Source organism: Pseudomonas fluorescens (assembly GCF_018614775.1).
Lineage (GTDB): Bacteria > Pseudomonadota > Gammaproteobacteria > Pseudomonadales > Pseudomonadaceae > Aquipseudomonas > Aquipseudomonas fluorescens_BY.
Map to the genome: position 1 here is coordinate 16,395 of NZ_JAGGOF010000034.1, position 24,738 is coordinate 41,132.

Below are 24,738 nucleotides of genomic sequence, written 5' to 3' on the forward strand. Positions count from 1 at the left end.
CTTTACAGCGCTTCTGCCGCTTCTAGGGCGATGTTCAGTGGGGTAATCGCATCACCGATGGCGAGCCTGATGTCGGTGCCCGAGCACGGGTCGTTGGTCGTCGCGACGATGTCTTTCAGGGTGTCCAATCGCTGCTGAGCGATAACCAGCAGGTCCAGTAATTGATGCCTTTCAACCTCGGGGATATAGGTCATTGCGGTTTACCTTGAAAAGGGAGGGCTGATCTTTTGGAGACAGGTCTGGGTTATCACCCAGGGACGTGCCCACGCTTTCCAGCGAGGGCACAGGCAAAGCCAGTAGATGGCAGTGCTGGCTCAACTGAGCGTGCAGCGTGGCGCGAATAGCGGGTGAGGTTTCGGCCTTGAGCTGACCCAGCAGGCGTGGCACCTGACGGTGGACCGCTAACTGCTGACCCACACTGAGGTAGCAGGCGCCGCGGCTCTCGCGGGCTTCGCGTTCCATGGCGATGAAGTAGCGACGCACCTGCCGGCCTTGTTCGTTGTTCTCGACCATGGCGAGTTCTTTGGCGGTGTCGAGGGTGAGGTGGTATTCGGTGCGAGGTTTGCCCGGCAAACCGTCCGACCTATTCCCCAAAACCGGGGAATAGTCTTCATGCTCAACGAAGCCATAGTGCTCCAGCCGCTCTTTAATCCAGGTGCTGAAATCGCGTCCAACGTTGAGGAACGAGTGCAGGTCCCGAGCATCGCATAGTTGTTGGTTTCTCCCGTCGAGCTCGCCGTTGAATACGGGTATCAAATGGGTAGTCATGATCGACTCTCCAATTTCGCGGTTAGCTCGCAAGCAGCGCTTAAGGCCTGCTGAGCCGTCACCAACGTGGCCTGCACCAAGGTGTAGTCGCCTGTTGACCAGGCTTTATCAATGGCATGATTGACATCGATCAAGTTGTGATTGAGTACAAGCACCTGGTCAAATAACGCTATGGCTTGATCTCTTTGCAGAGCAGGGTTTGGGTGAGTTTCAACGGACACGGGAAACCTCGGAGGTTGATGGATGGCAATTTATTTCAAGCACGACATTGAAAAGCGTTTGCAGGCGCTGGAAGAGCACTACGTCGCACTGAAGCACGCGTTGAAAGGACGTATGCTACGGGGGAATACGCGTCGTCCTTCGGTATCGAAGAAGATTCGTTTCGTGAAAGCCGCGTATTCGTAGATTTTGATGAGGTACTGATTCGTCTGGACCACTTCAAATCCGAGCTTGCGGGGGTTAAGGCACTCAAGGGGCGCGCAGAGAAACCAGCGAAGTAGGCTAGGTGTAATCACGGCCGCGCGCCTTTGCAATGTAGTTGCAATGTTGCAAGCACTTCAGCGTGGCGCGCGGACAGGTAGCGCCGGTGCGCACTCAAAATGGTGTCGGCCTCTTCCGACTGAATAACACCATCGTCCAAGGCCTTGGCGATGGCCTGGTCTACGGCGCCTCGCTTGGCTGAGACCTTTACGGTGCGTTGGTACAACTCCACGTTGTCGAGCGTCCCAGGTTCTGCTAACGGTACGAACACACCGCCATACATTGAGCAGATGTATTCCGGCAGAAACGTAGTACCGGCGGTACGCTCCAGACGGTGAATGTAATTGTCTGTCAATGGACGACTGCCGGCGTTCTCATAGGCTTGGTTATCGAATTTTTTGATCGGCATACCGAGATCGCTCGCGGCGTATTTGCGGCCACCTGGGTAAGCGCAAATCACTGCGCTGACGACGTCCTTTCGGCTGGTTAGAACTGAGCGTTTCATTTTCTCGTTTCTCCCTGAATTCACACGCCTTAGTTTGTGTCCCCGCACTCACTATGGTTTTGGGACACCGCGGGGGGGATAACGCCGTCCTTAATTCCTAGCAGTACCGCTGCACGGTGGGATTCACCGCGTCGGCCTCGATTCTGGCCGCTGAGCACTGCATAAACAGTGCTGGGGTTGAGCAGGTGCTTCTCCGCGAAGTCCTTGACCGTCTGGCCGCGCCTTTCAAGGGCGGCACGCGCTAGCTGGCGAGCTTGCTCGTAGGTATGGGCGTTGGGCATAGTGCAGTTCCGTGCATTTTTATGTGGTGACACGCAAAGAATGATGCACATATCTGCATTTGTAAATAGCGGAGATGAAGTAATTTGCATTTTTCAGCGGAAATAGGTGCTCGGCTTCAGGCAGAGCGCAAACGCTTGGGTCTCAATCAGGAGCAGTTTTGCGACGCTATGGGCGTCTCCAAACGTACGCAGGCGGCGTATGAAGCGGGCACCACTGACCCGACCTCTGTTTACCTTCATACGGCAGCTTCGCAGCTCGGGATCGATGTTTTGTTTGTGGTAACAGGAGTTGTCACACCGCGACCGGTCGAGGGCTTGAGTGTCAGGGAAGATCGTTTAGTGAATCAGTACCGATCCCTCCCGGAGGGTGACCAGCAAGCAGTGGACCGTATCATCGGAGCTATGTGGGACATGGCGATGAGAGAAAAGGAATAGTCCTACACAGTAATACGTAAAGTCTGTATGTAACTACGTATTGTTTTGCGAAAGTGCCCGGTAACGTCGATTCAACTATGCACTTGATGGAGTATTGAGCATGTTGGATCAACGCGATGGTAGTCAGGACGACGAAAGCGCTAGTGAAATCTTCAAGTTGACGGGCGATGAAAGGAAACTTCTTACGCTGTATAGAGAGATGTCTGATATCGACCGGCGCCATATTCGTCGTATGGCTGAGGTGCTGATCGCGACTTCAGAATGACCTTGCTGTTACGGTCATAGGTCCAGGCGTTCAGCCTGAGATTTGGTGAATAGGCGGTAGGCGGGTGCGTAGTTCGCCGATTTGAATTCGGCATTTAAATCAGAAAAGGAACTTCAATGAATACCAATAAAAATGCATCACGGACGCTGTCTTTTTCCTACAGAGATAGTAAAGGGAACGTGACGGAGCGCGTCCTAACTCATTGGAAGGAAACTTCAGTTTATATCCAAGGGCGTGCTGAAGCTGATGAGTTTTACCGCACTTTTCGCAAAGATCGAGTAATAGAGTATTTGAAGGGCGCAGAGCATCTTTCCTTTGATCGTGCGCCACCACTTCCTCCATTTTCAGCGGGATTACCTACGGACGCTCAAGGAGAAATTCTTTTTACCGGTTTCAAATCCGATGATCGAATGTCGCTAGAGGAACTTGCGGCGATGAATGGGTTGAAAGTAGTTAAAACTCCAACCAAAAATCTCGCGTTCTTATGTGCTGGTTATAATGCGGGCTGGACTAAGGTGAAGTCAGCGGTGGAGAAGGGCGCATTTATTCTCAGCCAAGAGCAGCTGATTGCAATGTTTAATACAGGTGAAATCTCTGAGGCGGATAATTAAATTAAACCGTTTCTCGTCTAATTCATTAAATCCAGAAGTGAGTCCTGCATCATGCAGGGCTCACTTTTTGCTGCATCTTTACCCACTCCCGATCCACCGCCCGCTTCGCCGTTTTCTCACTCGCATACAACCACCGCAACCGTCTCGGCTTGCTCTGATCCCCCGCCGTAACACTCTTTTCCTTCCCCGTTTTCTTCTCACGGTAAAACGCGATAACCCCCGTGTAATCCTCGCCGTTATCCTCCGCCAACCCCTCTACCGTATCCTCGGGCAACTTGCTCTCCAGTTCCAGGCTGACGGTGTAGCCGCTGTCCGGGCTAAGGGCGTGCTGCACATTGCCGCCATACCAAACGATCTCGTCAATTTCCGCCTTCACACCCTGGAGCGTGTACGTCAATTCAGGAATCAGCTCAGGCCGGCCCTGGGCGAGCGTATAGCTGAGGGTCGCGCTCCCGCGTTGTAACCGGTTGAATTCAGCCCGAGCTGCGCGCAGGGCGGACTGTCGGTCGCTGTAGGTGTGGCGCAGATCCTTGAGGTTTTCGCCGCCGCCGGCGATTGCCTCCTGTTTCTTGGCGCTGTTCACGTCGTAGAAGTAGGCGCGCACGCCGTCGTAGCTGTCGCGGTCGGCTTGCAGGTAGCGGTGCTGGTCGCCGTCGCCACGGGCGAGGGTGATGTGCGGCAGCTCGGCGCCGCTGGCTGTCTTACCGCCGCCGGCCGGCAGGCACACCAGGCAACCGGCCTTGACGGTGACCACGGCGTCGAATTCCTCTCCCAGGCGACTGATCAAGTTGGCATCGGATTCGTTGGCCTGGTCGAGTTGCAGAATGGGCGAGTCTTCCAAGGCGCTGGCGATGGTGGCGTTGAGACCGTTGCCCTGGGCGATGTCGCTCAGCACCGCACCGAGGGTGCTGTTGCTCCAGCTGCGCTCGCGTTTGGTTTTCAAACCCTTGCGCAGGTCTGCCGAGCGGGCGCGGATGCTCAGTATGTCCGGTGCACCGCTGTGTTCGGTTTCGTCGACGGTGTAGGTGCCTTTGTCGACCAGGCCGGTGTCGCTCCACCCCAGCCACAAGCGAATGACTGCGCCTTTGGGTGGGATGGCCAGCAATCCGTCGTGGTCGCTCAAACTGATGCTCAGTTGATCCGCTTCGATACCGCGGTTGTCGGTCAGGTCCAGGTTCATCAATCGCGGGCTGATCAGTTGCGCGATGTCGTTGCCATCGACCGTGATGCGGAACGCCGGCACGGGGTAGGCGAGGTCACGTTGGGAGCGCTCGGCCAGGTCTTGCAGGTAGCCCGTGACCTTGGCCAGCGCGGTATCAATCACAGCAGGGCCCTCATGATGTTGACGCCGACCTGCGTTGCAGCCCCGAGCAGGTCGATGCGGTCGTCATCGATGCGCTTGAGGCTGAGGGTGAATTCGATGCGCCGGGGTGTGCCGTCACGAAAGAACAGGGTTTTGGTTTCGCTCAGGCTCTCGATGATCCACAGGCCGTAGATCCGGCCGCTGCCTTCAACCATCGGCCAGGCCTTCCCCGTATTCGCCATCAGGCGCAGGGCGTCGAGGCTCAGCGCGCTGCCAGCCAGTTCCGGCAGGATGATGCCGGGAAGGGTGATGGTGTCGTCACCGCGCCCTACAAACTGCCGCGCTGGGGGAGCGCCGATGCGCTGGTTGACGGCGTGGCGCCATTCGGTCTGGCGTTGCAGCTCCTGGTAGGCGGCGGTGGACAGGCTGAACACGAACATGCCCAAGGCGAGCATCATGAGCGTTACTCCAGGTCAGACAGTTTGCTGCGTTGGCGGGCGCCTTTTTCGCTGGCAATGCGCGCCAGCTCGGCGCGGACGGCGCGGCTGATCGCCTGTGGGTCCATGCCCGGAGTGGGATGGATATTGATTTGGTAGCTGTCCTGGCTGTTGTAGACCGGTGCGGCGGATTGGCTGATGGGCGCTCGATCATCGACCGACAGCGAGGACAGCGCGGCGGCTCCCTCGGGCAATTGCGGCAGCGCCATGGCCGCCACCGGTATGGCCGCGCCGAGTACGAGGGTGCCGGCCGCCGTGAGTTGCTTGGCCAGGCGCGTCATGGCGCTCAATGGCTCACTTTGGCCGCTCTCCAGCCCTTGGCTGAGCCCGGCCATGGTAAAGCCGCCCAGCTGCGCAAACACACGCGACGGGCTGTGGATGCCGAGCTTTTCCTTGAACCAACCGATGGTCGAATCACTGATGTCGCCCATCACGCCCTTGAGCTTGCCGAGTTCGGCCGTCAGCCCGTCGATGAGGCCGTTGATGATCATGCCGCCGAACTCCGTGAACCTTCCGGGCATTTCTACGCCCAGGTAGTTCATCACGCTGGAGAAGGCGCGATAGACCAGACCGATGGGGCTGAAGTCGGCGAGCACCCGCAGAATGCCGCCCACTCCACTGTTGAAGCCCGCGGTAATTTCCGCCCATGCGCTGGTGAAGAATGCTCTCACTGTGTCCCAGTTGCGGTAGATCAAGTAGGCGGCTGCGGCGATAGCGGTGAGGGCCAAGCCGATGGGGTTCATCAGCAGGGCTCGACTCAGCCAAATGATGGCCTTGCCCACGAAGGGCAGGACGGTTTTGCCCAACTTCCAGAACATACCGATTAGGCCGGGCAGCTTGATGCCCACTTGCGCCAAGACCAGCCGGAGCATGATCAGTGGTCCAAACACGGTGGCCAGGGTGATTGCAAGGGTCCCCGTGACGGCCATCAGTGCGCCCAGTCCGGCGACGCCTTTGACTATCTGCCCGGCCAGCTTGGGGTTTTCCGCGATCCAGCTTTTGACTGCGCCAATGACCTCGGTGAGGCTCTTGACCAGGCCGCGCATGGGACCATTCTGTTGCTCTTGCATCTGGATGCCCAGGTCCTCCCAGGCACTGTTCAGCGCGCTCAGGTCGCCAGCGAGATTGTCGGCCATCACCTTGGCTGTTTTGCCCGCTTCGCCTTGGGCCTGACGCAACGTGCCGATGAATGTTTGCAGCTCTCCGGTACCGGCTTGCTTGACCAGCACTTGCAGGGCGCTGACGGCTTCTTCGCCGGCAATGTGCTTGAGCAGCCCGGCGCGATCAGCATTCCCCAAGTGCCTGGTTTTTTTATAAAGCTCAGTCAGAATCTCGGGCATCTGCCGCATGTTGCCCTGGGCATCTTTGGTGCTGATGCCGAGTTGGGCCAGTGCTTTCGCGGCGGCTTTGGGCGGGGAGCTGAGTCGGTTGAGGATGGCGCGCAGGGCGGTACCGCCCATGCTGCCTTGAATGCCGGCATCACCGAGTTTGCCGGCCATGGCGGCGACGGTCTCGATGTCTTGGCCCACGCTGCTGGCCACCGGTGCCACGTACTTCATGGTTTCACCGAGCATCTGCAGGTTGGTGTTGGACCGCGTGAAAGTGCCTACCAGGATGTCACCGACGCGGCCCATGTCCGCGGCTTTCAGGTTGAGGCCCGTGAGGATGTTCGAGGCAATGTCAGCGGTTTCAGCCAGCTCGGCACCGCCGGCCTTGGCCAGGTCGAGCATGCCGGGCATCGCGTCCTTGATGGCCTTCGGATCGAAGCCGGCCATGCCCAGAAACCCTTGCGCGTCGGCGGCTTGCCCGGCCGTGAATTGAGTGCTGGCGCCCAACTGGCGCGCCTGGTCGCGCAGCGCCTTCAGCTGTGGCGAGTCCTTGTCGAGACGGGTGAGGGCTTGCACCTTGCTCATGCTCGCGTCGAACGTCAGTCCCGGCGCAATCATTCTGCTGCCGGCGTACAGGATGCCGCTGCCGCCAGCCACGCCAGCCGCCCCGGCGCGGGCCATGTTGCCGACGGTACTTTTGCTTTTCTCGTATTGGGTCTTCGCCGCTGCCAGGCGTTTTTGCTGGTTGGTCGCCTGCCGCAGACGATTCTCCTGCTGGTGAATGACTCCGTTGGTACTCGTTATTTTTGTCCGCAGCTCTCGCTCGGCCTGGCTCAGGTTGCGCGTGCTGATGGCGGCGCTGTTGAGTCGGGTTCGTAAGCTGTGCAGTTGGCTCTGCTGGCTGGCATGTTGCTGTTTGAGCGCGTTAGCAGCTCTGACGGCGGCGTGAAAGTTCTTCGCCATTGCCTTGGTGGGGGCGCCCGTGGCTGTGAACTGTTGGGTCAGCGCCCGAACCTTTTCACGAGCGGCGCCGAGGGCTTTTTCGGTCTGCTCTGCGGCGGCGCGTTGGGTGCGCCAGGCGCTGATGTCCTTCTGTTGGGCATTAAGCCCCTTGAGGCGGTCGCGAGCTTCCTTGAGGGCGCGGGCGGCCCCGATACTGCCCCTGTTGATGGCCTTCAACGGGCCACTTGCCTGGTCGATGGCGTTGAGCAATACCCGCAGTTTCAAGTCATTCGCCATCGCTGGAACTCCGCACCCGCGCGCGCTCGCGCCACGCCATCAGCTCTTGCAAGCCCAACTGGTCCATATCAGTCGGTGCCCAATGGAAAACCACGGCCAGATCGGCCATGGCGTCTTCTACGCAGTGAGGGATGCGTCCGCCTTCGCCGATTTCTGCAACAAAAAACCGGAGATCTTGCTGCCACAGGCGACCAGGTCGGCCGGATCCATGCCGGCAGCTTCCGGTGCGGTGATGCCTGGGCTGCTGATGCGCGGCAGAATCTTGATGAGGGTGGTCACGTCCATATTCAGCAGGTCGACCAGGTGCACACCCCGCAGCTCGCCGGACTGCGGTTTGCGCAACGTGATGCTGTCGATAACGGTCTTGCCACGGATGATTGGGGTATCCAGGGGCACGGTGTTGTCATCCATCGGGGCGGGGGCTTCGAGGGGGGCTTCAGTACTCATTTTTGGCTCCAGCTTGGGGTAGGGGTGATCAAATGCCGAGGGCTTGGCGTTGCTTGTCCAACAGGTCCACGCCGTCGACGATCTCGATGAAATTGAGCAGGTCGATTTCGATGATCTCTTCGTTGTCGACGATCAATTTGTAATAGGTGCAGGTGGTGGTGATGCTGTGTTCGGTGTCCTCACCGGGCTGCGCTTCGCCCATTTCGATGGTTTCGTGGCGACCCCGCAGCACCACCTCCACGGCGCTGACGTCCTCGGTGTCGTCCTGCTGGAACGCACCGGTAAAGCGCAAGGCAACACCCGAGGCGTTAACGGCGCCGAACTGTTTGAGGACGATCAGATCCAGGCCGCCGGTCTTCCATTCGAACTGGATACCATCGTCGGAGAAACCGAGATCGGCCTTGACCGGCCCATGCATGCCGCCGCCGCGATAACCTTCCATCTTGCGGCCGAGCGGGGGCAGGGTGACGGACTTGACCACGCCCAGGTAACTGTTGGCGTCGTTGAACAGGTTGAGATTCTTGAGTTTGCGGGGCATGGCCATGGCAGGGCTCTCCGTTGCGCGGACGCGGGTCAGCTGTTGATCTTGTTGGCGAAGTCCATCAGGTAGCGGTCGGTAATGCGCTGCCGTAGCGTGAGGTCTTCCAGCGGTGGCACGGGTGTGTAGTCGTAATCGATGAACAACTTGCCGGCCTTGAGGGTGTCCTTGTCGTTGATGTCGTCCGGGTACCAGCACTTGCCGCCGATCAGATAACCCGCTGCGATCATTTCGCGGAACTTGGCGTTGATCCCTTCAATGATGTCGCGCACCAGGGAGGCATGCATCGGCTTGTCCACGGCCCACATGTGCGCTTCGGCCATGGTGTCGGCCAGGATCTGCGCGGTGCGGGTGTAGTTCTCGAAGGCGAACAGCGGATCTTCACTGGTGGTGCGGCTGCCCCAGAAGCGAAAGCCGCTCTCGTTGATCAGCGTGGTGACCTCATTGCTGTTGAGGTAGTTGGCGTCGGTGGCCGGGTTTTGCAGGTCCCAGAACACGTCGGCGCTGATGCCGGTGACGCCGTTCACCGCGACGTTGGACAAGGTTTTGTGCCAACCCACTTCCTGATCGATTTTGGCGCGCAGGCCCAACGCCCGGGCCACGGCTGAAGCAGTGACCGTCCCGTTGTTAACGGTGTCCCAGTTCTGGAAGTCAGGCCAGATGACCATCGCTTCGCGAGCGCCGAAGTTGTCCCGGTAGGCAACCACTTCTTCCTTGGTTTTGCAGGCCCAGGCGCTGACGTAGGTGAAGCCGTGCAGTTGCTGCGCGATGGCGGTTAGCGCGGTGGCCACCGGCAAACTGTCCAGGTCCGGCACACCGAGGATGCGCGGCACCATGCCAACGCGGGCTTTGGCGGCGAGCAAGGCTTTCATGCCGGTGTATTTGCCGTCGGCGGTGGTGGTACCGATCAAGGCGCTGGTGGTTTCCTCATCTGTATCGCCTTCCTTGACCCGTACGACGATGGTGTAGGGCCTGGTCTGATCGGCGATGGCTTGGAGGCTGGAGGCCAGCGTACCGCTGGTGCCGGCCTTGCCTACGGCGGTTTGGACGTTGGTCAGCAGGACTGGCGTATCGAAGGGGAAAACGTTGGCATCCGCATCGTCGGCCGTGCAGACCATGCCGATTACAGCCGTGGGAATGGTGCGAATGGGGCGGGTGCCGTCGTTGAGTTCGATGACCCGCACGCCATGAAGATAATCGGACATGGGTTTGCCTGCGCAGTGGTTGAAGTGACTGTGCACAGGCTGCCGCGCGCGCGCCGATTGGGCGAGCGCGGGGGCTTGTAGAGGGGGCTGTTACAGGGTGCGGTGGCGGGTCGGTCGCCGGTTGTGCTCAGCCACCCAAGGCGGTTCCACGGGCCGACACGCTGAGTCAGGAAAATCTGGCGACAGCGGCCAGTCACGCAGGACCTGGACGTAATCCAAAAGCTCCCCGGACTGCGCCACCGTGAGGGTTGTCGGCCTTTCGGAGTCGATCTCGTCACGGTGGCGCTCGCGCAGCCATCGAACGCTTTCGATCTCGGCGTCTCTCCATTGACGTTCAGCCAGGGCCAATTCCTCGGCCGTTGGCGGTGGTGGATCAATCAGGATGGGCAGCCCCTGGTCGTCATGGCTGCGAACCTTGCCGGGCGCTGGGTTGGCGATAACCTCCAGGAAGCGTTCTTCCGTGATGGGTACGGCGTCCTGCGGCGCATCCGGGTGGATGGTTTCCAGATAGGTGCAGCCTGTGGTGGCGCTGTAGAGTCTGAGCATGTGAAGTTCCTTATCGCCCGATGGCGATCCAGTCGATGCCCAGTACGCCGGGGCTGCCGTTGATGGTGGAGGCGCACCAGGTGTAACCCGTTTGCGTGGGCGCGCCGCTGCCGCCCCAAATCCCTATAAGCAACGGATTTGTAGCGCGTCCGGTGCCTAAGACGTGCCAGCAAACGGTGGGGAAGGCGAGCGGGAAGGTGGTTGTTCCGACGCCCGAACCGTTGGTCTGTGTCGTGCCCCACATGAAGGTGATGCCGAGCAGCCAGGACGGTAAGACGATGTAGCCGTTTTCGGTAAGGCTGTAGAGCAAGCCGCCGCGCATCTTTGCGGGCGTGACGACGACGTTGTCCAGCGTACCGGCGCTCACCTCTGCCTGGGTGCCGATGCGGAGCACGCCTTGAAGCGCCTCGGTGGCTGTCGCTGCCGCTGAGCGGATTGTCTGGACCACCCTGAGCGCCGTCATGATCTTGGTGTTATCGGTACCGGCCTCGGCTTCGGCCTGTGTGGCTTGGGCGGCTCTCAGCTTCTTCGGTGTGACGATGACCGTGTCATCCGTACCGACCGTGACTTGTTCCTGAGTGGCAATTTTGGCCCAACCGAAGGCCGTTTCCGTGGCCTGCTTGACGAGCTTGGCGATGGCTTGAAACACCCGGGCCGGCGTCATGATCTTGCTGTTTTCAGTTCCTGCCTCGGCCTCTTCCTGGCTGGCGCGAACCGTTCTGCCGTCGACGTAGGCACGGGTGGCTAGCACCACGGATGGGTCAATTTTGAGTTCGACATTGGCGGTGTTGCTGACGATCAGGTTCACCCGCACCACTTGGGTACGACCTGAACCTTGGGTTACCAGCGGCTTGTAGCTGGGTGGGCAATTGGCAACCGCCACCAGGTCATCGTCAGCGTCGTATAGCCCGACTTCTCGAATCCACCAGCCGCCCACGTTCTCGGGGATGACCTGTTCGGCGATGATGACGGCCGGGTTGGCTGGGTCTACTTTCAATTCATTCAACGGCGCACGTCGACGCTCGTTGATCAACTGCGTCTGTTGCTCATCGGGGATCGGGTCGGTGCCGTTGGCATCTCCAACGCCCATCTGGGCAAACGTCCAAGGGATGCCCAGGGCGTCGGCATTAGCCTGTTTGGCTTTGCCGACGGCGGTAAGAATGGCGAAGAACTGGCTGTTTTGGTCTGTCATGGGTAGATGTCCATGGTGTCGATCAGGTGTTCACGGCCGCCCTGGCGGATGTGGCCCGTGACCTCGATGTCACGCGGTGCGGGTGGGTAGATGTCGATTTCGTCGCCTTCGGTGAGGCACACGCCGACGTGAATGAGGCCGGTGGTTTGCAGACTGATGGCAAGCCCGGTGAGGTGCCGTGTCAGGGGTTTGGCATCGTCGATGAGCCAGGTCAGTTCCCGGTACATCGCTTCGGTGATGCCGGAGTCCAGCACGCCGAGCTTGAGTGCGAAGGTGGCGCGTGGACCGAGCGGCACCGTCTGCCACCATTCAATGACTTCGATCAGATAGCCAAGCGGCTCGACAACGCGGCGCAGTGCACCGATGGTGCCCTTGCGCGAGTGGATGTAATACGCGCTGCGAATGGCTGCGCGCTTGGCCGCTTCGGTCCAGTTGCCGTCCCAGCGATCCACGGAAAAGGTCCAGGCCAGGTAGGGCAGCAGGGGCAAAGGGCATCGGTCGGGGTTGTACAGGGTGCGCAGCGGAATCGGCACGCGCTGAATCTGTGCCAGGGCCTGCGCTGCCTGACGCTCCAGTGGAGTCGAGTTGCCCGGGAGCAAGGGGACGTCGGCCATCATTCCACCCCCAACGATAAGTCGATGCTGGTGCAGTACGGGGCCTGGTAGCGGGTGGCGATGATATCAGCCCAGTCTTCCAGCACGACCTTGCGCACGCCCTCGACGTGCAGCGATGCATGGATGATCGATTCGGAGACCTCCAGGCCCAGGCGCCGCCGCTTGTGTACGAAGCTCAGCAGGCTCGCATGGGCCGCCGCGAGAATCAGCTCGCTTTCAGGGCCGGCGGTCCAGAGGTACAGCTGGGCTTTCACCTGGTAGTTGATGACCTGGGCGCTCTGTACCGTCAGCCGATCCGCAACAGGTCGGCGGTCGTCGTCACTGAGGTACGCCATGACGGTAGCCAGCAAGGCCGGCTCGGCAGTGCCGTCGCCGAGGATCGATTGCACGGTCACCACCGCCTCGGCCGGCTCTGGGCTCTCGGCCGTGGCGTCGGCGACCTGCCCGTCAGCAGAGCGGGCGTGGAAGATGTAGCTGTTGCGCGGGCCAGCGGTGCTTAACCCCTCCCAGGCCATTTGCGCACGTTCGCGCAGGCTGTCGTCGCTTTCCATCAGCAACGGAATGGGCGGCACGGCCGAAGGTTTGGCGGCCTGAATGACCAGGCGCTTGACGTTGTAGTTGGCGGCCAGGTTGTCCAGGTCACTGCCTTTCGCCAAGGCCAGCATGTTGGCGACAGATGCCTCATTGACACGCTGGCGCCAGATCATCTCGCGGTAGGCATTCTCCTGGAGCAGTTTGGTCAGCGGCTCGGACTCCAGCTCGAGGCGGGCGGCGATCTCTTCCCGTTCTTCCTCGGGCCAGAGGCTGATGGCGTAGGTCTTGCGCTCGGCAAGGATCTGTTCGTAATCGATCTGCTCCACGACCTCGGGCGCCGGGAGTTGGCTCAGGTCAATCGCGACGAACGAGTTCATGCGCTGCCTCCAAGGTGTAAGGGCACGCTCAGGCTCAGCGGCGCGTTGCTGTCGACGATGCTGCCTTCGATATCCAGCGATGACTGACCTTGCAGCGTCGCGCCCAGGAACTGCACCCGGCTCAGATGGATACGCGGCTCCCAACGCATCAGCGCCATGACCGTGGCTGCATACACCTGCAAGCGGATGATGTCGTTGAACGGGTGGTCCACCAGCTCGGGCAACAGACTGCCGTACTCGCGGCGCATGACCCTAGTGCCCAGGCGTGTGGTGAGGACGTCGGTCATGGACTGGGCAATGCTGCCGACGGTATCGATGGCGGAGCCGGTGTGTCGGTTCATTCCGGTGCCCCTGTTTTGCCGTTGCCCGGCGTGACGCCGCCGTGCACGTGTTCCACGAGACTGATGTCCGCCGCCACTACATCCTCCGAAACTGTGATCTTGCCGGTGACTGTTTGGTTACCGGTTTGGGTGTAGTCGCCCAGGTGCGTGATGTTGCCGACGATGTTGATGCCGCCGGTGCTGGTCAGGTGGGTGGTTCCGCCTTCGGTGAGCGTGGCGTTGAGGTGGTGGGCGAGGCTGTCGTACTCGATCACTGTGCCATCGCGGTAAGTGACGCGGTGCAGGCCTTCGCGGTCGCCGTTGGCGGGGAGTCGGTCGCTGAATAGGCCCGTCAGGGCGACGCCGTTGCCGAGCTGGCCCGAGGGGCTGAATAGCAGAACCTGTTCACCGAGGGTTGGCGGATTCCACTCGCGGTCGGCGCCGGCTCGTGGTGCTATCCAGGGTAGCCAGGCGGTGGTGAGGGTTCCGGTTTTGACTTGCACGCGCGGAGGCTGCATCTGGACGGCGGCGATGGTGCCGTAGCGGATGAGGTTTTCGATCAGGCGGGCGAGGGTGGCTAAGTCGTTCATAGGGCCGATGGTGGCGCCATGCGCGTACGAATTCAGCAATATCGCCTTGTAAGAACTCGACCTACAGGTTCCCGTTTCTCAGCTAAGGTGATGGAACACATCGTTGTATCAAGGAGTGATTTGATGCTTTCCATCCTGCATCCAAACGTGATGCATAAAGTTCATGATTTGTCTATCGGCCTGCTCCCAATAACTATCAAGGGAGACTCTATCCCGAAACTGATTGTAAAAACCTCTAAGGAAGCAATCTTAACGGCTAAGGTTAGACAGGGTTTTTTTATCTATCTAATACCATACGAAATTCCTGGCGCTCAATCTCTCGCCTTCCTAGCTGCATTTTTTGATGATCAGCGTCACCCCTATACGTCAGGTGGTGCGCTCATAAAGGAGCTGAGGGCTAAAGAGTTTTCTTTGTTGTTCCAAGCACCAATTGTTGATGTTCATTTCTTTGATGAGCTTGGAAGGGAGATGCTGGCATATAGAACCGAATTCCATTCCACTAAACGACACAAAGATATGTTAAGAGGGGCCATTGTTCCCTCTATTGAAGGTCTGAATCAAAGTTTGATTCTTGATCGCATCACTGAGTGGTTTCGGTTTAGCAGTCAAGCAGATGATGCCTCAGCAATCAAAGTGACATTTACAAAATCGCTTATGCCTGATGACATCATATACTTCGATATGCGTCCTGATGCTCATGACTATCATGGCAGTCCGGGATTCAGTTCGGCCCCTTTGGAACGTACTGAACCGGGACCGTTTCAAGAAAAAGAAATCGTCGCTTTGCTTCAGCGTACATTTAAATCTAAAGAAATCTATCTTGCCCCTCTGAGGGTTAATGATAAGGAAGAAGTGGTCGATGTCCTAGTGGTAACTGCTCGTAGCGTGATTCTTATACAGGCCAAAGATAGTCAAAATCTTGAGAGTACGTTAAACAAAACTATTGAGAAGAAGCGAAATGCAACCAAGAAGTCTTTGAAGGGCGGACTTGGTCAAGTAAAAGGAGCTATTGGCTATTTGAAGAGAACAGTTCCGTTTGTCTTTCTGATAGATGGAAAGGAAGTTGAGATTGATTTGACGGGTAAACGAATATATGCGCTAGTGATATTGAGAGAGCTTTTTGATGATGATTATGATGAGTATACCCCTCCTATGTTGGAGCTTTACAAGGCGACTGGCGTAGCCTGTATCCCTCTGTCATACACGGAACTGCACCAGTACACTCGCTTTATTGAAGGTGATGAGGGTTTTTATGACGCTTTTAATAAGGTTTTCAGCCATGGGCTAGAAACAGGCATGTTTCCGCGACTTAGGGTGCATCCTTCAGGTACAAAATTTTAACTTTCATGATGAGTCAGATGTGCCAACAGTCCGTCGCGGATCAGATCAAGATCCGCTTCGGTAAATCCTAGGAGTTGCCGCTGATCATATCCTACGTCTGGTGCTCCCCGTTCGGCTCGATCCTTCAATCCATACTGGTGAACCCTAGCGATTCTTATGATCCTTCCCGCGAACCCTACGCTGATAGCGTTGCGGTCGCCTTGGACCTTCAAAAAACTTGCCGTGCGCAGCTTCTGAAACATCTGCACTTTCCGCTTCACCCGCCCTTGCTTCCCCCGCAGGTTGCGCTTTTTGCGTGGCGCGTATTTGCTGCCGTCCGGGTTGCGCTGGGCAATGATTCGCTGTTGCTGGCTGCGCCGTAGCGCTTGCCCGATGCCCCGGGCCAATTTGTTACGTGATGTCGGCTCCAACTGACCCAGCAGTCCAGCGGCCCAGTCCTCCAGTGCCTCCAGACGGTTGGTCATTTCGGCACCATCCATTCGCTGCCAGTGCCTTGGGCGCCGGGTACCCACGCAGGTTCAAGGAACGCCACAACCCGCTGAGGTTCGCCAGGGTGGCGGACGGTGGTGTTGCCGCCGGCGTCTTTCCCCACAACCACACGCTCGGTTAGCGGCAGTGTCAGGCTCAGGTCCACCTTGCTGTTATCCAGGATGTCAGCCTCGAACTGGATGCCCTCGGCGGACTTGTTCAGGTTCTCCAGCAGCTCGGACTGGTTCACGCTCAGCCAGCCCAGCAACGGCAGCATGACGCTGTCGGGGTGGCCGGTGAAGTCGGTGAGGATGACCTGTAAATCGAAGCTGTATTCGAACGACAGCGTGGCAGCCGCGGTGCAGCGGATTTTGCCGTTGTCGATGAAGATCAGCAGCCGGTCGGGGTTGTGCTTCAGTTCGGCGACGGTGGCGAGCAAGTGCGCCTTGAGACTATCGGGCTTGTTCATCGCTGGGCCTGCTGATGTTGGTAAACCATATCGACCTGACCCGCACATTCGGCCCATGCCGCTTCGATGCGGTCCTGGTCGGTGAGCTGATCGCCGTTATTGAGTGGGCTCGTCGCCGGCAGGGTGCAGGGCACCACGGCCGGACAGCCACTGACGATAAGCGTCGGCGCCGGTGAGGGCGGGGCGCTCGCGCAGCCGGCGAGCAGCAGCAGGCAAAGGCTGGGTAGCCCAGGCGCGTAGGTCGGCGTTTTCACGTTTCAGTGCCTCGATGGTGAGTTCGCGCTTCGCCAGGCCTTGGCGCAACTGATCCTGCTGAGCGCGCAAAGTGGTCTGGGCGTTGCGCTCCTGTTGGAGGGTGGTGTGCAAGGCGTTAACGTTTGAGAGGTTGCGTTGAGCTTGCTCCCGGGCATTGTTGGCATCTCGCTCGGCCAGTCGGGTGTCCTTGTTCGCTTTGCTGATACGCAGTTCCTGGCTCCAGACCATCAGTCCCAGAGCCGCGATCAGTGCGATACCGAGTAGGGCTTGGCGCAGGGTACTCACGCCCGGTACCAGCCGAGTTTATTCATGGCGCCGACATCCATCTGTTCCACGGGGCCCCGCACGATGACCACCCGGCAATCGGGCATCATGAAGGACAGGGCCTCGCACAGCAGCTGCATATCCTCTTGTTCGGTATTTTCCGGGACCACCAGCAGGTTGCCGTCCTGGACGTCCAGTTTGCGCACCGCTTCAAGATCGATCACGCCGCCACCTCCTGACCGCAGCCGCAATCAATGTAGCGCTCATAGGCGCGATGGAGCTTGATGTCGTACAGGTTTCGCTGGTAGTCCGGGCCGTTGTAGAGCTTGGCGAACTCGGCCCATTTCCGGGCTTTCAGGGCTTTATGCAGGACCGGGTCGGTCTGGATAAACCGCACGAAGGCGGCGAACTGTTGGGATTCGCCTGCGTTCATGTCAGCGACGAACGCCTGCACACTGTCGTAGCTCAGGCGCTGCCAATGAAAGCCCATGATCTGGAACGCGCCCCAGGAAGTGGATTCCAGCGCGGCGGTGTCGTCGATCAGTCGGGCGTTGCTCAGGCGCTGATGCTCTGCGGTTCCGCCGGCGTAACCACCGGGCTTCGGATTGACGAGGCCAGGGTTGGCGACGGCGAGCTGGTCGGCGTGCTGCTTGAGTTCGTCGGGGCGGTCGTCTTCGTGGCGGGGTGTTGCCAGCTGGCGATACATGATGTGGCGTTCGAACAAAATCACTGGTTTGCCGTTAGCCAGGATCCCTTTGCCTCTCGACTCCACTTCGTTGACCGCATAGACGCTGGCCAGCGGCACGTCGAGGATCTGCGCCGCGTTCACCAGGTCAGCGTTTTTCAGCAACTGCTGGCAACTGCCGCCAGCCAGGCTTGTCAGGGTTTTCTCGTCTGCAACACCGTCGGCGACCAGGCCGATCTTCAGTTGGTAGGCCCGTACAGCGGCTTCGGTGAGGGCGCCGTAGTCGCTGTCCACCTCCAGCAGCGCGCCGTGGGCGTTCAGGGTTTTTTGCAGGGTGCGCACCGCTTGGGAGCGGTCCCCGTAGCGAAGTGTCGTCATAGCTGTTCTACCTTGCGGGTGAAAAACTTTTTGGCGGCGGCGCGAGTGCCCTCGACGCCCAGTAGGCCGATCACCCCACCAAAGAACGGCGCGGTGGAAGCAGGGATGCCCAGCAGTGCCAGGCCATGACTGGCAGCCAGGGCCAGGGCACCACACAAAGGGGCTTCGACGGCCATGCGGCGCAAGGTGCCGCCGCCGTAGATGATCCGAAGGGCGGCGATGGTCAGCGCCAGGATCCCCGCGTACAAGGCCGGCCAGTTCTGCTCAAGCCAGGCGGCGAGCCAGGCCCAGGTGTCGGGACGTTCAGGCATGTGCTTCATTCCGTAATCCAGGGTTGGTGGGTTCGTGGGCTCGTGGCTGAATGATCAGTCCCATAGGTTCACCATCTGCCTTTGTGGGGCGGCGACCTGGGCTTCGGGCATTTGCACGGCCAGGCCCTGGGGCAGGATCGGCCCGTAGTCGGCCAGGCCGGGGTTGGCCTCGAGTACCGCTTCGGTTACGCCGGCGGTGCGGCCGTAGTGACGCCAGCACAGGGCGTCGACGGTGTCGTTCTGGAAAGCGCGGACGGTGACGGGCATCAGATCAACTCCACGGTGGTGCGGTTGATCCCGAGGAAATCCCGCACGGCCCAGCGCAGGTCCCGGCGGTATTCGTCGATGGTTGGCGTGAGGTCGTCGGCGTTCTGGCTGCCGCTGTGGGTGGTGTCGTAGGAGCGGTAGCGCTCGCACACTTCGGCCCCCGTGGCGGCTTCAATGGCGCGACGATAGAGGTACACCAGCACCGGCACGCCGTTGACACTTTCGCCGGGTACGTCCGCCAGTTCGGCATAGCCGACAGCTTGCTGAACGGCGCGCCATTCGCTCAGCTCACGGTTGACGCTGAGGACGGCGGCAATGACGGCGGTTTCCAAACGCGGTGCGGTGACACTGGCGTCGATCCTCAGCGTGGCGCGCAGGTCGTCGAGATCAATCGAAGGCCAGAAGGCGTTGGTGTTGATATGGCCGCTGGCGACGGCGCCGCCGGCTACGAATCCGCTCATGAAACAGCACTCGGAAATAGGTCGCCGGTGGTCGGGGCTTCACGTTCAGGCGGCATGCCTGGCCGATCTGCCCCGAGCCGGCGGGGTGCGTGGGGACGCTCGGTTAGCCGGCGGTGCCGGCACGTTTGTTGAGCAGGCGTTCGGCCCGCTCCAGGTCCTTTTTGCCACCGCAGGCATCGTGCAGGGCGATGGCTTTTTTCAGCAGGTCCACACCGGCCTGAAGCTGGCCGGGTTGCCCTGGGGGTTCTTCGGTCAGGCCGTCCAGCGTGGCGCGGCCCATGGCGAGAAAGAGCTTGGCGCGGGCCTGGTCGGGCATGTCTTGTGCGTCGGTGAGTTCGGCGGTGCGATACAGGATCGCCAGGTCGAACGGCTCGCCGACCTTCTGGGCTCTGAAGGCCGCGGTCGCAACTTCTTCGGCGACCAGGCAGCCCAAGGTGCGGGCGAAACGGTCGGGCATGACCATGTTGTGTTCCAGCACGTAGGTGGCGATGTCCAGGCCACCGGTAAAGTCGCCGGCATCGAAGCGCCAGACCATGACGGTGGTGAGGACTTCGTCTTGAGCACCCTGGCCGGCCTCCAGCACGCCTTGCACATAGGACTCGTAGCCCGGCAGCAACTGGCGCTTGAGTTCGGCCTTGCCCTGGTTGGACTGGACCTGTTTGAGGCGCAGGCGGTCTTGCAGCAGTTGGTTGAGCTGATGCTCGTAAGCGGTGGCGCCGGCCATGGTTTGAGTTGGCTCCGTCGCGGCCGCCTCCTGGGCGGCCGTGACACGTTGGAAATGGCGTTTCGCGAGGCTGCTGGCCATGGGTCAAGCTTCCTCAAGCTCAATATTTTCGACCAGGCAGCCGAGACCGTAATCCTCGACGACGTAGGCGTCGTTGCTGGATTCGTAATTCTCGATGCGGTTCTTTTCTGGTGCTTCCTTCACGTAGCGACGGCGTCCACCGATCTGCCAGTAGATGGCCAGGTTCGGCAGGGTGGTGATCAGCGCGGCGCCGTCTGGCACATAGGGCACCTCGACGGGTTGCTTTCCGCCCATGCGCTTTTGCGAAAGGATCATGTCGGTGGCCAGCTTCTCGGACGCTGGCTGTTCCTTGTTGATCAGCGGGAAGTATTTATCGTGCACCAGGTTGCTGCCGAGGATGACCACGATGCCTGGATCCTTGCGATGCCACGGGTCGATGAGGTTGGCAATGACATCGAACACCAATGCATCCAGGTTGTTGTAGTCAGCCTCATCACCTTTGCCGATAACAATCTTGCCGGGCGCCTTGCCTTCATTCAGGACGCGTGCCGGTGCGTTGAGGCGGTACTGCTCAAGCCAACCGATGTTGACGTCTTGCAGCAGTGGGTTGGCCTGCCGGTCGGTGGTGGCGGCAGCGCTGACGCCGTTGAAGCCAATCATGATGCGGTCCAGCGCCTGACGCTTGAGGATGGCGTCGCGCAGGCGGGCTTGGAAGTCCGGGAATTTCGCCCAGGCGTCGAGCTGCGCGTAGCGCAGAGCGGTGTCGAAGTCGGTGTGTTTGGCTTCGTAGCCTTTTTTGTCCAGCGACGACACGTCGCGAGGCACGCGCACGCCGTTGCCGGTGGTGTCGGTACGACCGGCAATGGTGCTGCTCACGCCCAGGCCGACTTTCTCGCCTTGCAGTTCGTCCACGCCGATGATGCCGATCTGGCCCAGAAACTCGCTGGATTCCTGCATGCGGGTTTCCAGCGTCTGCTGAACCGTCGGGTCAACCGAGAAAGTGGCGGCGGTCGAGGACACGCCATTGAGGCGCGCCACCTGGCTCAGGTAGGCGTTGAAGTGTTCGCGAGTGTCGTTGCGCATGAATGTCGTCCTTCGTTGATCGGGGCTGTGGGTGGCCGGCTGTCAGCAGTCGGTCATGACCTGGTTGTCGCCACCGGTTACCGGAGGGCGGGTCTTTTGGTTGTGGTCCTGGGTGGTGGAGAGCTGGGTCTTCAATTCGGTGAAGTCTTTGCTCAGTTGATCGAGGCGGGCGTTGAGTTCTGCGGAGAAACGCTTCTCGGCAGCCAGTTGGTCGGGCAGATCCTTGACGTGCACGGCGATGGCCTCGACCGCCTCGCCGATCTGCGCGAACTCGGTGTCGTCCTTGGCCTGCTTGCCGGTCAGCAAGGCTTGCACCTTGCTGAAGAGCTGGGCGCCGATGCTCGGTTTCTCTTCGATTTCTTCGAACTTCAGCTCGGTTTCCAGCGCCTCGGTGAACATCGAGGTCGCCGAGTAATGCCGGTCCTTGAACGGACTGGCGTCGGGCTTTTGCGCAGAAAACGCCAGGACGTCGGTGCCCAGGCTGGCCGGTGAGTCGGTGACAGCCAGGCCGACGATGTAGGCCTCGCCGGTGTCGGCAAAGCTGTCGTCAATTTCGATGGAGGTGTAAATCTTCTGCTTCGCCTTGTTCATGGCGATCAGCTCGGGGGTTGGCTCAACCTGGGCGAACAGGGCCAGTTTTTTCTGCCCGTTGATGTCCACCTCTTCGGTCTTCACGGCCAGCACGTCACCGTAGGCCTTGAACGGGCTATCCGGCAGCAGGCTGCGGAAATGCTCCAGCCAGATGCGGGCGCCGTAGGTGGTCGGGTTGAAGTTCTTGGCGGCCTGTTCCAGCCAGCTGCGTTTGATGGTGCGCTTGTCCGAGGTGGCGCCCTCGACGGCGACGCGGAACCAGTTGCTGCGAAACTTCTTCATGCCGGAAATCCTCAGTGCGTGGGGCGCCTGCTGGGTTGAGCAGTGCGTTGCAATGAGGGGCATGGTCGTCACGGGCGCGCGCGGCGGCAACGAGGCGGGACTGTAGGCGGGGAGGGTACAAAGGGCGGCGCTGTTGAGTCGCGGCCGTGGGGCGGCAGCATCTCGGCCATGACGACGCCCGCGCTGCTGCCCATCGATCCCCGACGCCAATCCAAGTTTCTGTACTGGATGGGCTGGCGTGTCTGCGAGATTGCCGAGGCTACGGGCGAAAAGGAAAAAACGCTACACAGCTGGAAGGCCCGCGATGAGTGGGACCGGGCCGATAATGTTGAGCGTATCGGCGGGGCGTTGGAAGCGCGTTTGGTGCAACTGATCCTCAAGGAGGGGAAAAGCGGCGGCGACTTCAAGGAGATTGATCTGCTGCACCGGCAGTTGGAGCGGCAGGCGCGAATTCAGCGCTTCCAGGGTGGCGGTACCGAAACCGATCTCAACCCGAACCTGGCCAAGCGCAACGCTGAACCGAAGAAGAAGGCCGTCAAAAATGAGATCGATGAAGACCAGGTCGAGCTGCTGCGCGAGGCCTTCATCGACGGCTGTTTTGATTACCAGAGAGACTGGTACCGAGCCGGCAATCAGCGTACACGCGTCATCCTCAAGAGCCGGCAGATCGGCGCCACTTACTACTTCGCTCGCGAGGCGTTCGTCGACGCTCTGGACACGGGGCGTAATCAGATTTTTCTGTCGGCGTCGAAGAACCAGGCCTACCTGTTTCGGGGGTACATCCAGGCCTTCGCCCGGGAAGTCATCGGCGTCGAGCTGAGTGGTGACCCAATTGTGCTGCCCAACGGCGCCGAGCTGTTTTTCCTCGGCACCAACGCCCGTACCGCCCAGGGCTATCACGGCAATTTCTACTTCGACGAGTTCTTCTGGACGTTCAAGTTCGAGGAGTTGAACAAGGTCGCCTCGGGCATGGCGATGCACAAGAAGTGGCGCAAAACCTACTTCTCGACGCCATCGAGCATGGCTCACGAAGCCTACACCTTCTGGACCGGCGAGCGCTTCAACAAGGGCAAGCCCGCCGCGCAGCACACCAAAGTGGACGTGTCCCATGGTGCGCTCCAGCAGGGGCGGTTCTGTGAGGACCGGCTGTGGCGTCAGATCGTCACTATCCTCGACGCGGAGCGGGGCGGTTGTGACCGATTCGACATCGAAGAGCTGCGCCGGGAGTACAGCCCTGAGGCGTTCGCCAACCTGCTGATGTGCGAATTCGTCGACGACGGCGCGAGCATCTTTCCGCTGGCGGTGTTGCAGCCGTGCATGGTCGACAGTTGGGTGGAGTGGGCCGAGGACTACAAACCGTTCGCCATGCGTCCATTTGGCGACCGGCAGGTTTGGGTTGGGTACGACCCGGCCGAGACGGGCGACTGTTCGGGCCTAGTGGTGGTCGCGCCGCCGCTGGTGCCTGGCGGGAAATTCCGCGTGCTTGAGCGCCATCAGTTCCGTGGTATGGACTTCGCTGCCCAGGCCGCCGCCATCAAGGGCGTGTGCGACCGCTACTGGGTCACCTACATCGGCATCGACGTCACCGGCCTGGGCAGCGGCGTGGCCCAGCTGGTGCGCCAGTTCTTCCCGGCCGTCACCACCTTCAGCTACTCCCCCGAGGTGAAAACCCGTCTTGTGCTCAAGGCCTATGACGTGATCCACAAGGGCCGGCTGGAGTTCGACGCTGGCTGGACCGACATGGCCCAGTCGCTCATGGCAATCCGCAAGACCATCACCGCCGGCGGCCGCCAGTTCACCTACACCGCCGGGCGCAACGACAACACCGGCCACGCCGACCTGGCCTGGGCGCTCTTCCACGCATTGCACAACGAACCGCTCGAAGGGCAGACCGCTGCCAATACCGGGCGAATGGAGATTTTCACATGACCGAACAACTCGCCAGCCAGGAACTGTTGCCGGCTACGCTCGATGCCGCCAGTGCGGGTACACAGGTGTTCAGCTTTGGGGAGCCGACGCCGGTGCTGGGTGGTCGCGAGGTGTTCGATTACCTGGAGTGCTGGTTCAACGGGCGGTGGTATGAGCCGCCGTTGTCGCTCAATGGCCTGGCCCGGTCAGTGGGAGCGAGCGTGCATCTGCATTCGGGGTTGATGTTCAAGCGCAACCTGTTGAGCAAGACGTTTATCCCGCACCCGATGCTGTCCCGGGCGGCTTTTGAACAGTTCGCCCTGGACTTTCTATGCCTGGGCAATGCGTATTTGGAGAAGCGCCGTTCGGTGCTGGGCGGTACGCGGCAGCTGGTGCCGTCGTTGGCGAAGTACATGCGGGTTGGGCCGGATGGGCGGTTTTACCAGGTGCAGGGATGGAAAAATGAGCACGCGTTTGAGCCAGGGAGCATTTTTCATCTGCGTGAGGCGGATTTGCACCAGGAAATTTATGGGTTGCCGGAGTGGATCAGTGCCTTGCAATCGGCGCTTTTGAACGAGTCGGCGACATTGTTTCGGCGTAAGTATTACGAGAATGGGAGCCATGCGGGGTTCATCTTGTACATGACCGATGCGGCGCAGACTGAGGCGGATATTGATGCGTTGCGTAATGCGCTGAAGGAGTCGAAGGGGCCGGGGAATTTTCGGAATTTGTTTGTCTATTCGCCGACTGGCAAGAAGGACGGGATTCAATTGATTCCTGTCAGTGAGGTGGCGGCGAAGGATGAATTCAACTCGATCAAGAATCAGACACGTGACGATGTGCTGGCGAGCTTGCGGATTCCGCCGCAGTTGATGGGTATTGTGCCGCAGAACGCGGGTGGGTTTGGGTCGATCCGGGAAGCTGCGCAGATTTATGCGGCGAATGAGCTGGAGCCCATCCAGACGCGGATGACGCAATTAAATCATTGGCTAGGGGAGGAAATAATGCGTTTCAAACACTACGCAACCGGCGGGGAGGCTTAAGACTCCAAGGCGTTCGGTTCTGTACAGCGAACTGCGCCAGTGGCAGAAAAGGTCGGTGGGGGCTGTAACCATGAACTGGAAGTGGACATGTAGATCGTGTCCCAGGAAGTGG

Annotated in this window: 36 protein-coding genes and 2 pseudogenes; 7 read left to right on the plus strand and 31 right to left on the minus strand. The window is 59.9% G+C overall.

Features of this window, described 5'->3' with window-relative positions:
* Positions 1 to 2: 2 nt before the first annotated feature.
* Genes J7E36_RS09750 through J7E36_RS09760 form a run of 3 tightly spaced genes read right to left on the minus strand, consistent with a single transcriptional unit; the run spans position 3 to position 989 of the window.
* Positions 3 to 194, minus strand: coding sequence for a hypothetical protein (locus tag J7E36_RS09750; RefSeq protein ID WP_215002258.1), 192 nt, complete (start codon positions 192 to 194; stop codon positions 3 to 5).
* Entirely contained in the window at positions 172 to 768 is a 597-nt protein-coding gene (locus tag J7E36_RS09755; protein WP_215002260.1) for an antA/AntB antirepressor family protein, read from the minus strand. Before J7E36_RS09755 ends, J7E36_RS09750 begins: the two co-directional genes overlap by 23 nt.
* Positions 765 to 989, minus strand: coding sequence for a hypothetical protein (locus J7E36_RS09760; protein WP_215002263.1), 225 nt, complete (start codon positions 987 to 989; stop codon positions 765 to 767). The genes J7E36_RS09755 and J7E36_RS09760 overlap by 4 nt, the downstream gene beginning before the upstream one ends.
* 22 nt (positions 990 to 1,011) lie before the next feature.
* On the opposite strand from J7E36_RS09760, the gene J7E36_RS09765 reads away from it, so the two are divergent.
* Positions 1,012 to 1,173 carry a hypothetical protein gene (locus tag J7E36_RS09765; protein WP_215002264.1) on the plus strand — a complete coding sequence of 54 codons (162 nt, stop codon included), beginning with the start codon at positions 1,012 to 1,014 and terminating at the stop codon, positions 1,171 to 1,173.
* A gap of 106 nt (positions 1,174 to 1,279) precedes the next feature.
* On the opposite strand, the gene J7E36_RS09770 is transcribed toward J7E36_RS09765, so the two are convergent.
* Both J7E36_RS09770 and J7E36_RS09775 read right to left on the minus strand, forming a co-directional pair.
* Positions 1,280 to 1,753: a YmfL family putative regulatory protein gene (locus J7E36_RS09770; protein WP_215002266.1), complete on the minus strand. Its 474-nt coding sequence runs from the start codon at positions 1,751 to 1,753 to the stop codon at positions 1,280 to 1,282.
* A gap of 29 nt (positions 1,754 to 1,782) precedes the next feature.
* Entirely contained in the window at positions 1,783 to 2,034 is a 252-nt protein-coding gene (locus J7E36_RS09775) for a DNA-binding protein (RefSeq protein WP_215002268.1), read from the minus strand.
* Between the two features lie 84 nt (positions 2,035 to 2,118).
* Between J7E36_RS09775 and J7E36_RS09780 the strand changes: the two genes are divergently transcribed.
* The 3 genes from J7E36_RS09780 (at position 2,119) to J7E36_RS25250 (ending at position 3,345) form a co-directional block, all read left to right on the plus strand.
* Positions 2,119 to 2,469 (plus strand): helix-turn-helix domain-containing protein, encoded by a 351-nt coding sequence (locus J7E36_RS09780; protein ID WP_215002270.1) that lies wholly within the window; start codon positions 2,119 to 2,121, stop codon positions 2,467 to 2,469.
* Positions 2,470 to 2,569: 100 nt separating this feature from the next.
* On the plus strand, positions 2,570 to 2,734 hold the full coding sequence (locus J7E36_RS09785) for a hypothetical protein (protein WP_215002272.1): 165 nt from the start codon (positions 2,570 to 2,572) through the stop codon (positions 2,732 to 2,734).
* Between the two features lie 116 nt (positions 2,735 to 2,850).
* Entirely contained in the window at positions 2,851 to 3,345 is a 495-nt protein-coding gene (locus J7E36_RS25250; RefSeq protein ID WP_231286395.1) for a BRCT domain-containing protein, read from the plus strand.
* A 49-nt stretch (positions 3,346 to 3,394) separates the two neighbouring features.
* On the opposite strand, the gene J7E36_RS09795 is transcribed toward J7E36_RS25250, so the two are convergent.
* The 14 genes and pseudogenes from J7E36_RS09795 to J7E36_RS09855 all read right to left on the minus strand — a co-directional run bounded on the left by J7E36_RS09795 (position 3,395) and on the right by J7E36_RS09855 (position 14,075).
* Positions 3,395 to 4,669 carry a phage late control D family protein gene (locus J7E36_RS09795; protein ID WP_215002274.1) on the minus strand — a complete coding sequence of 425 codons (1,275 nt, stop codon included), beginning with the start codon at positions 4,667 to 4,669 and terminating at the stop codon, positions 3,395 to 3,397.
* Positions 4,666 to 5,106 carry a phage tail protein gene (locus J7E36_RS09800; protein ID WP_215002276.1) on the minus strand — a complete coding sequence of 147 codons (441 nt, stop codon included), beginning with the start codon at positions 5,104 to 5,106 and terminating at the stop codon, positions 4,666 to 4,668. The genes J7E36_RS09795 and J7E36_RS09800 overlap by 4 nt, the downstream gene beginning before the upstream one ends.
* A gap of 5 nt (positions 5,107 to 5,111) precedes the next feature.
* Positions 5,112 to 7,712 (minus strand): phage tail tape measure protein, encoded by a 2,601-nt coding sequence (locus J7E36_RS09805; RefSeq protein ID WP_215002278.1) that lies wholly within the window; start codon positions 7,710 to 7,712, stop codon positions 5,112 to 5,114.
* Positions 7,702 to 7,821, minus strand: coding sequence for a GpE family phage tail protein (locus tag J7E36_RS09810; protein WP_215002280.1), 120 nt, complete (start codon positions 7,819 to 7,821; stop codon positions 7,702 to 7,704). The genes J7E36_RS09805 and J7E36_RS09810 overlap by 11 nt, the downstream gene beginning before the upstream one ends.
* 8 nt (positions 7,822 to 7,829) lie before the next feature.
* Positions 7,830 to 8,159 (minus strand): phage tail assembly protein, encoded by a 330-nt coding sequence (locus J7E36_RS09815; protein WP_215002282.1) that lies wholly within the window; start codon positions 8,157 to 8,159, stop codon positions 7,830 to 7,832.
* A 28-nt stretch (positions 8,160 to 8,187) separates the two neighbouring features.
* Positions 8,188 to 8,703, minus strand: a complete 516-nt coding sequence (locus J7E36_RS09820; protein ID WP_215002284.1) for a phage major tail tube protein — start codon at positions 8,701 to 8,703, stop codon at positions 8,188 to 8,190.
* A gap of 29 nt (positions 8,704 to 8,732) precedes the next feature.
* The gene (locus J7E36_RS09825; RefSeq protein WP_215002286.1) at positions 8,733 to 9,902 is read right to left on the minus strand and encodes a phage tail sheath protein; all 1,170 of its coding nucleotides are present in this window, start codon (positions 9,900 to 9,902) and stop codon (positions 8,733 to 8,735) included.
* A gap of 90 nt (positions 9,903 to 9,992) precedes the next feature.
* Positions 9,993 to 10,448 carry a phage tail assembly chaperone gene (locus J7E36_RS09830; protein WP_215002288.1) on the minus strand — a complete coding sequence of 152 codons (456 nt, stop codon included), beginning with the start codon at positions 10,446 to 10,448 and terminating at the stop codon, positions 9,993 to 9,995.
* 10 nt (positions 10,449 to 10,458) lie between these two features.
* The gene (locus tag J7E36_RS25520; RefSeq protein WP_435304166.1) at positions 10,459 to 11,112 is read right to left on the minus strand and encodes a gp53-like domain-containing protein; all 654 of its coding nucleotides are present in this window, start codon (positions 11,110 to 11,112) and stop codon (positions 10,459 to 10,461) included.
* 54 nt (positions 11,113 to 11,166) lie between these two features.
* Positions 11,167 to 11,640: pseudogene (locus J7E36_RS09835) on the minus strand (phage tail protein); the annotation flags it as partial.
* Complete coding sequence (locus J7E36_RS09840; RefSeq protein WP_215002290.1) at positions 11,637 to 12,254, minus strand: phage tail protein I; 618 nt, start codon at positions 12,252 to 12,254, stop codon at positions 11,637 to 11,639. The gene J7E36_RS09840 and the pseudogene J7E36_RS09835, both read right to left, overlap by 4 nt.
* Positions 12,254 to 13,165 carry a baseplate J/gp47 family protein gene (locus J7E36_RS09845; protein WP_215002292.1) on the minus strand — a complete coding sequence of 304 codons (912 nt, stop codon included), beginning with the start codon at positions 13,163 to 13,165 and terminating at the stop codon, positions 12,254 to 12,256. Before J7E36_RS09845 ends, J7E36_RS09840 begins: the two co-directional genes overlap by 1 nt.
* On the minus strand, positions 13,162 to 13,506 hold the full coding sequence (locus tag J7E36_RS09850) for a GPW/gp25 family protein (RefSeq protein ID WP_215002294.1): 345 nt from the start codon (positions 13,504 to 13,506) through the stop codon (positions 13,162 to 13,164). Before J7E36_RS09850 ends, J7E36_RS09845 begins: the two co-directional genes overlap by 4 nt.
* Positions 13,503 to 14,075 carry a phage baseplate assembly protein V gene (locus J7E36_RS09855; RefSeq protein ID WP_215002296.1) on the minus strand — a complete coding sequence of 191 codons (573 nt, stop codon included), beginning with the start codon at positions 14,073 to 14,075 and terminating at the stop codon, positions 13,503 to 13,505. The genes J7E36_RS09850 and J7E36_RS09855 overlap by 4 nt, the downstream gene beginning before the upstream one ends.
* 123 nt (positions 14,076 to 14,198) lie before the next feature.
* On the opposite strand from J7E36_RS09855, the gene J7E36_RS09860 reads away from it, so the two are divergent.
* Entirely contained in the window at positions 14,199 to 15,416 is a 1,218-nt protein-coding gene (locus J7E36_RS09860; protein WP_215002297.1) for a hypothetical protein, read from the plus strand.
* On the opposite strand, the gene J7E36_RS09865 is transcribed toward J7E36_RS09860, so the two are convergent.
* From J7E36_RS09865 to J7E36_RS09915, 12 genes and pseudogenes are all read right to left on the minus strand, one after another.
* Complete coding sequence (locus tag J7E36_RS09865; RefSeq protein ID WP_215002299.1) at positions 15,413 to 15,880, minus strand: phage virion morphogenesis protein; 468 nt, start codon at positions 15,878 to 15,880, stop codon at positions 15,413 to 15,415. The genes J7E36_RS09860 and J7E36_RS09865 overlap by 4 nt on opposite strands.
* Positions 15,877 to 16,353, minus strand: coding sequence for a phage tail protein (locus tag J7E36_RS09870; protein ID WP_215002301.1), 477 nt, complete (start codon positions 16,351 to 16,353; stop codon positions 15,877 to 15,879). Before J7E36_RS09870 ends, J7E36_RS09865 begins: the two co-directional genes overlap by 4 nt.
* Positions 16,350 to 16,607, minus strand: a complete 258-nt coding sequence (gene lysC / locus J7E36_RS09875) for an Rz1-like lysis system protein LysC (protein ID WP_215002303.1) — start codon at positions 16,605 to 16,607, stop codon at positions 16,350 to 16,352. Before lysC ends, J7E36_RS09870 begins: the two co-directional genes overlap by 4 nt.
* Positions 16,528 to 16,836: pseudogene (locus J7E36_RS25255) on the minus strand (Rz-like lysis system protein LysB); the annotation flags it as partial. The gene lysC and the pseudogene J7E36_RS25255, both read right to left, overlap by 80 nt.
* 53 nt (positions 16,837 to 16,889) lie before the next feature.
* A complete protein-coding gene (locus tag J7E36_RS09880) occupies positions 16,890 to 17,096 on the minus strand; it encodes a hypothetical protein (protein ID WP_215002305.1) in 207 nt (68 codons plus the stop codon).
* Complete coding sequence (locus J7E36_RS09885; protein ID WP_215002307.1) at positions 17,093 to 17,935, minus strand: N-acetylmuramidase domain-containing protein; 843 nt, start codon at positions 17,933 to 17,935, stop codon at positions 17,093 to 17,095. Before J7E36_RS09885 ends, J7E36_RS09880 begins: the two co-directional genes overlap by 4 nt.
* Positions 17,932 to 18,255, minus strand: coding sequence for a phage holin, lambda family (locus J7E36_RS09890; RefSeq protein WP_215002309.1), 324 nt, complete (start codon positions 18,253 to 18,255; stop codon positions 17,932 to 17,934). Before J7E36_RS09890 ends, J7E36_RS09885 begins: the two co-directional genes overlap by 4 nt.
* Positions 18,256 to 18,300: 45 nt before the next feature.
* Complete coding sequence (locus J7E36_RS09895; RefSeq protein ID WP_215002311.1) at positions 18,301 to 18,513, minus strand: tail protein X; 213 nt, start codon at positions 18,511 to 18,513, stop codon at positions 18,301 to 18,303.
* Positions 18,513 to 18,974, minus strand: a complete 462-nt coding sequence (locus J7E36_RS09900; protein ID WP_215002313.1) for a head completion/stabilization protein — start codon at positions 18,972 to 18,974, stop codon at positions 18,513 to 18,515. The genes J7E36_RS09895 and J7E36_RS09900 overlap by 1 nt, the downstream gene beginning before the upstream one ends.
* Positions 18,975 to 19,077: 103 nt before the next feature.
* A complete protein-coding gene (locus J7E36_RS09905; protein ID WP_215002315.1) occupies positions 19,078 to 19,779 on the minus strand; it encodes a terminase endonuclease subunit in 702 nt (233 codons plus the stop codon).
* Between the two features lie 3 nt (positions 19,780 to 19,782).
* Positions 19,783 to 20,802 (minus strand): phage major capsid protein, P2 family, encoded by a 1,020-nt coding sequence (locus J7E36_RS09910; RefSeq protein WP_215002317.1) that lies wholly within the window; start codon positions 20,800 to 20,802, stop codon positions 19,783 to 19,785.
* A gap of 42 nt (positions 20,803 to 20,844) precedes the next feature.
* Entirely contained in the window at positions 20,845 to 21,675 is an 831-nt protein-coding gene (locus J7E36_RS09915; RefSeq protein ID WP_215002319.1) for a GPO family capsid scaffolding protein, read from the minus strand.
* A gap of 168 nt (positions 21,676 to 21,843) precedes the next feature.
* Between J7E36_RS09915 and J7E36_RS09920 the strand changes: the two genes are divergently transcribed.
* Positions 21,844 to 23,604: a terminase ATPase subunit family protein gene (locus tag J7E36_RS09920; protein WP_215002321.1), complete on the plus strand. Its 1,761-nt coding sequence runs from the start codon at positions 21,844 to 21,846 to the stop codon at positions 23,602 to 23,604.
* Positions 23,601 to 24,626, plus strand: coding sequence for a phage portal protein (locus J7E36_RS09925; protein ID WP_215002323.1), 1,026 nt, complete (start codon positions 23,601 to 23,603; stop codon positions 24,624 to 24,626). Before J7E36_RS09920 ends, J7E36_RS09925 begins: the two co-directional genes overlap by 4 nt.
* Positions 24,627 to 24,738 lie beyond the last annotated feature (112 nt).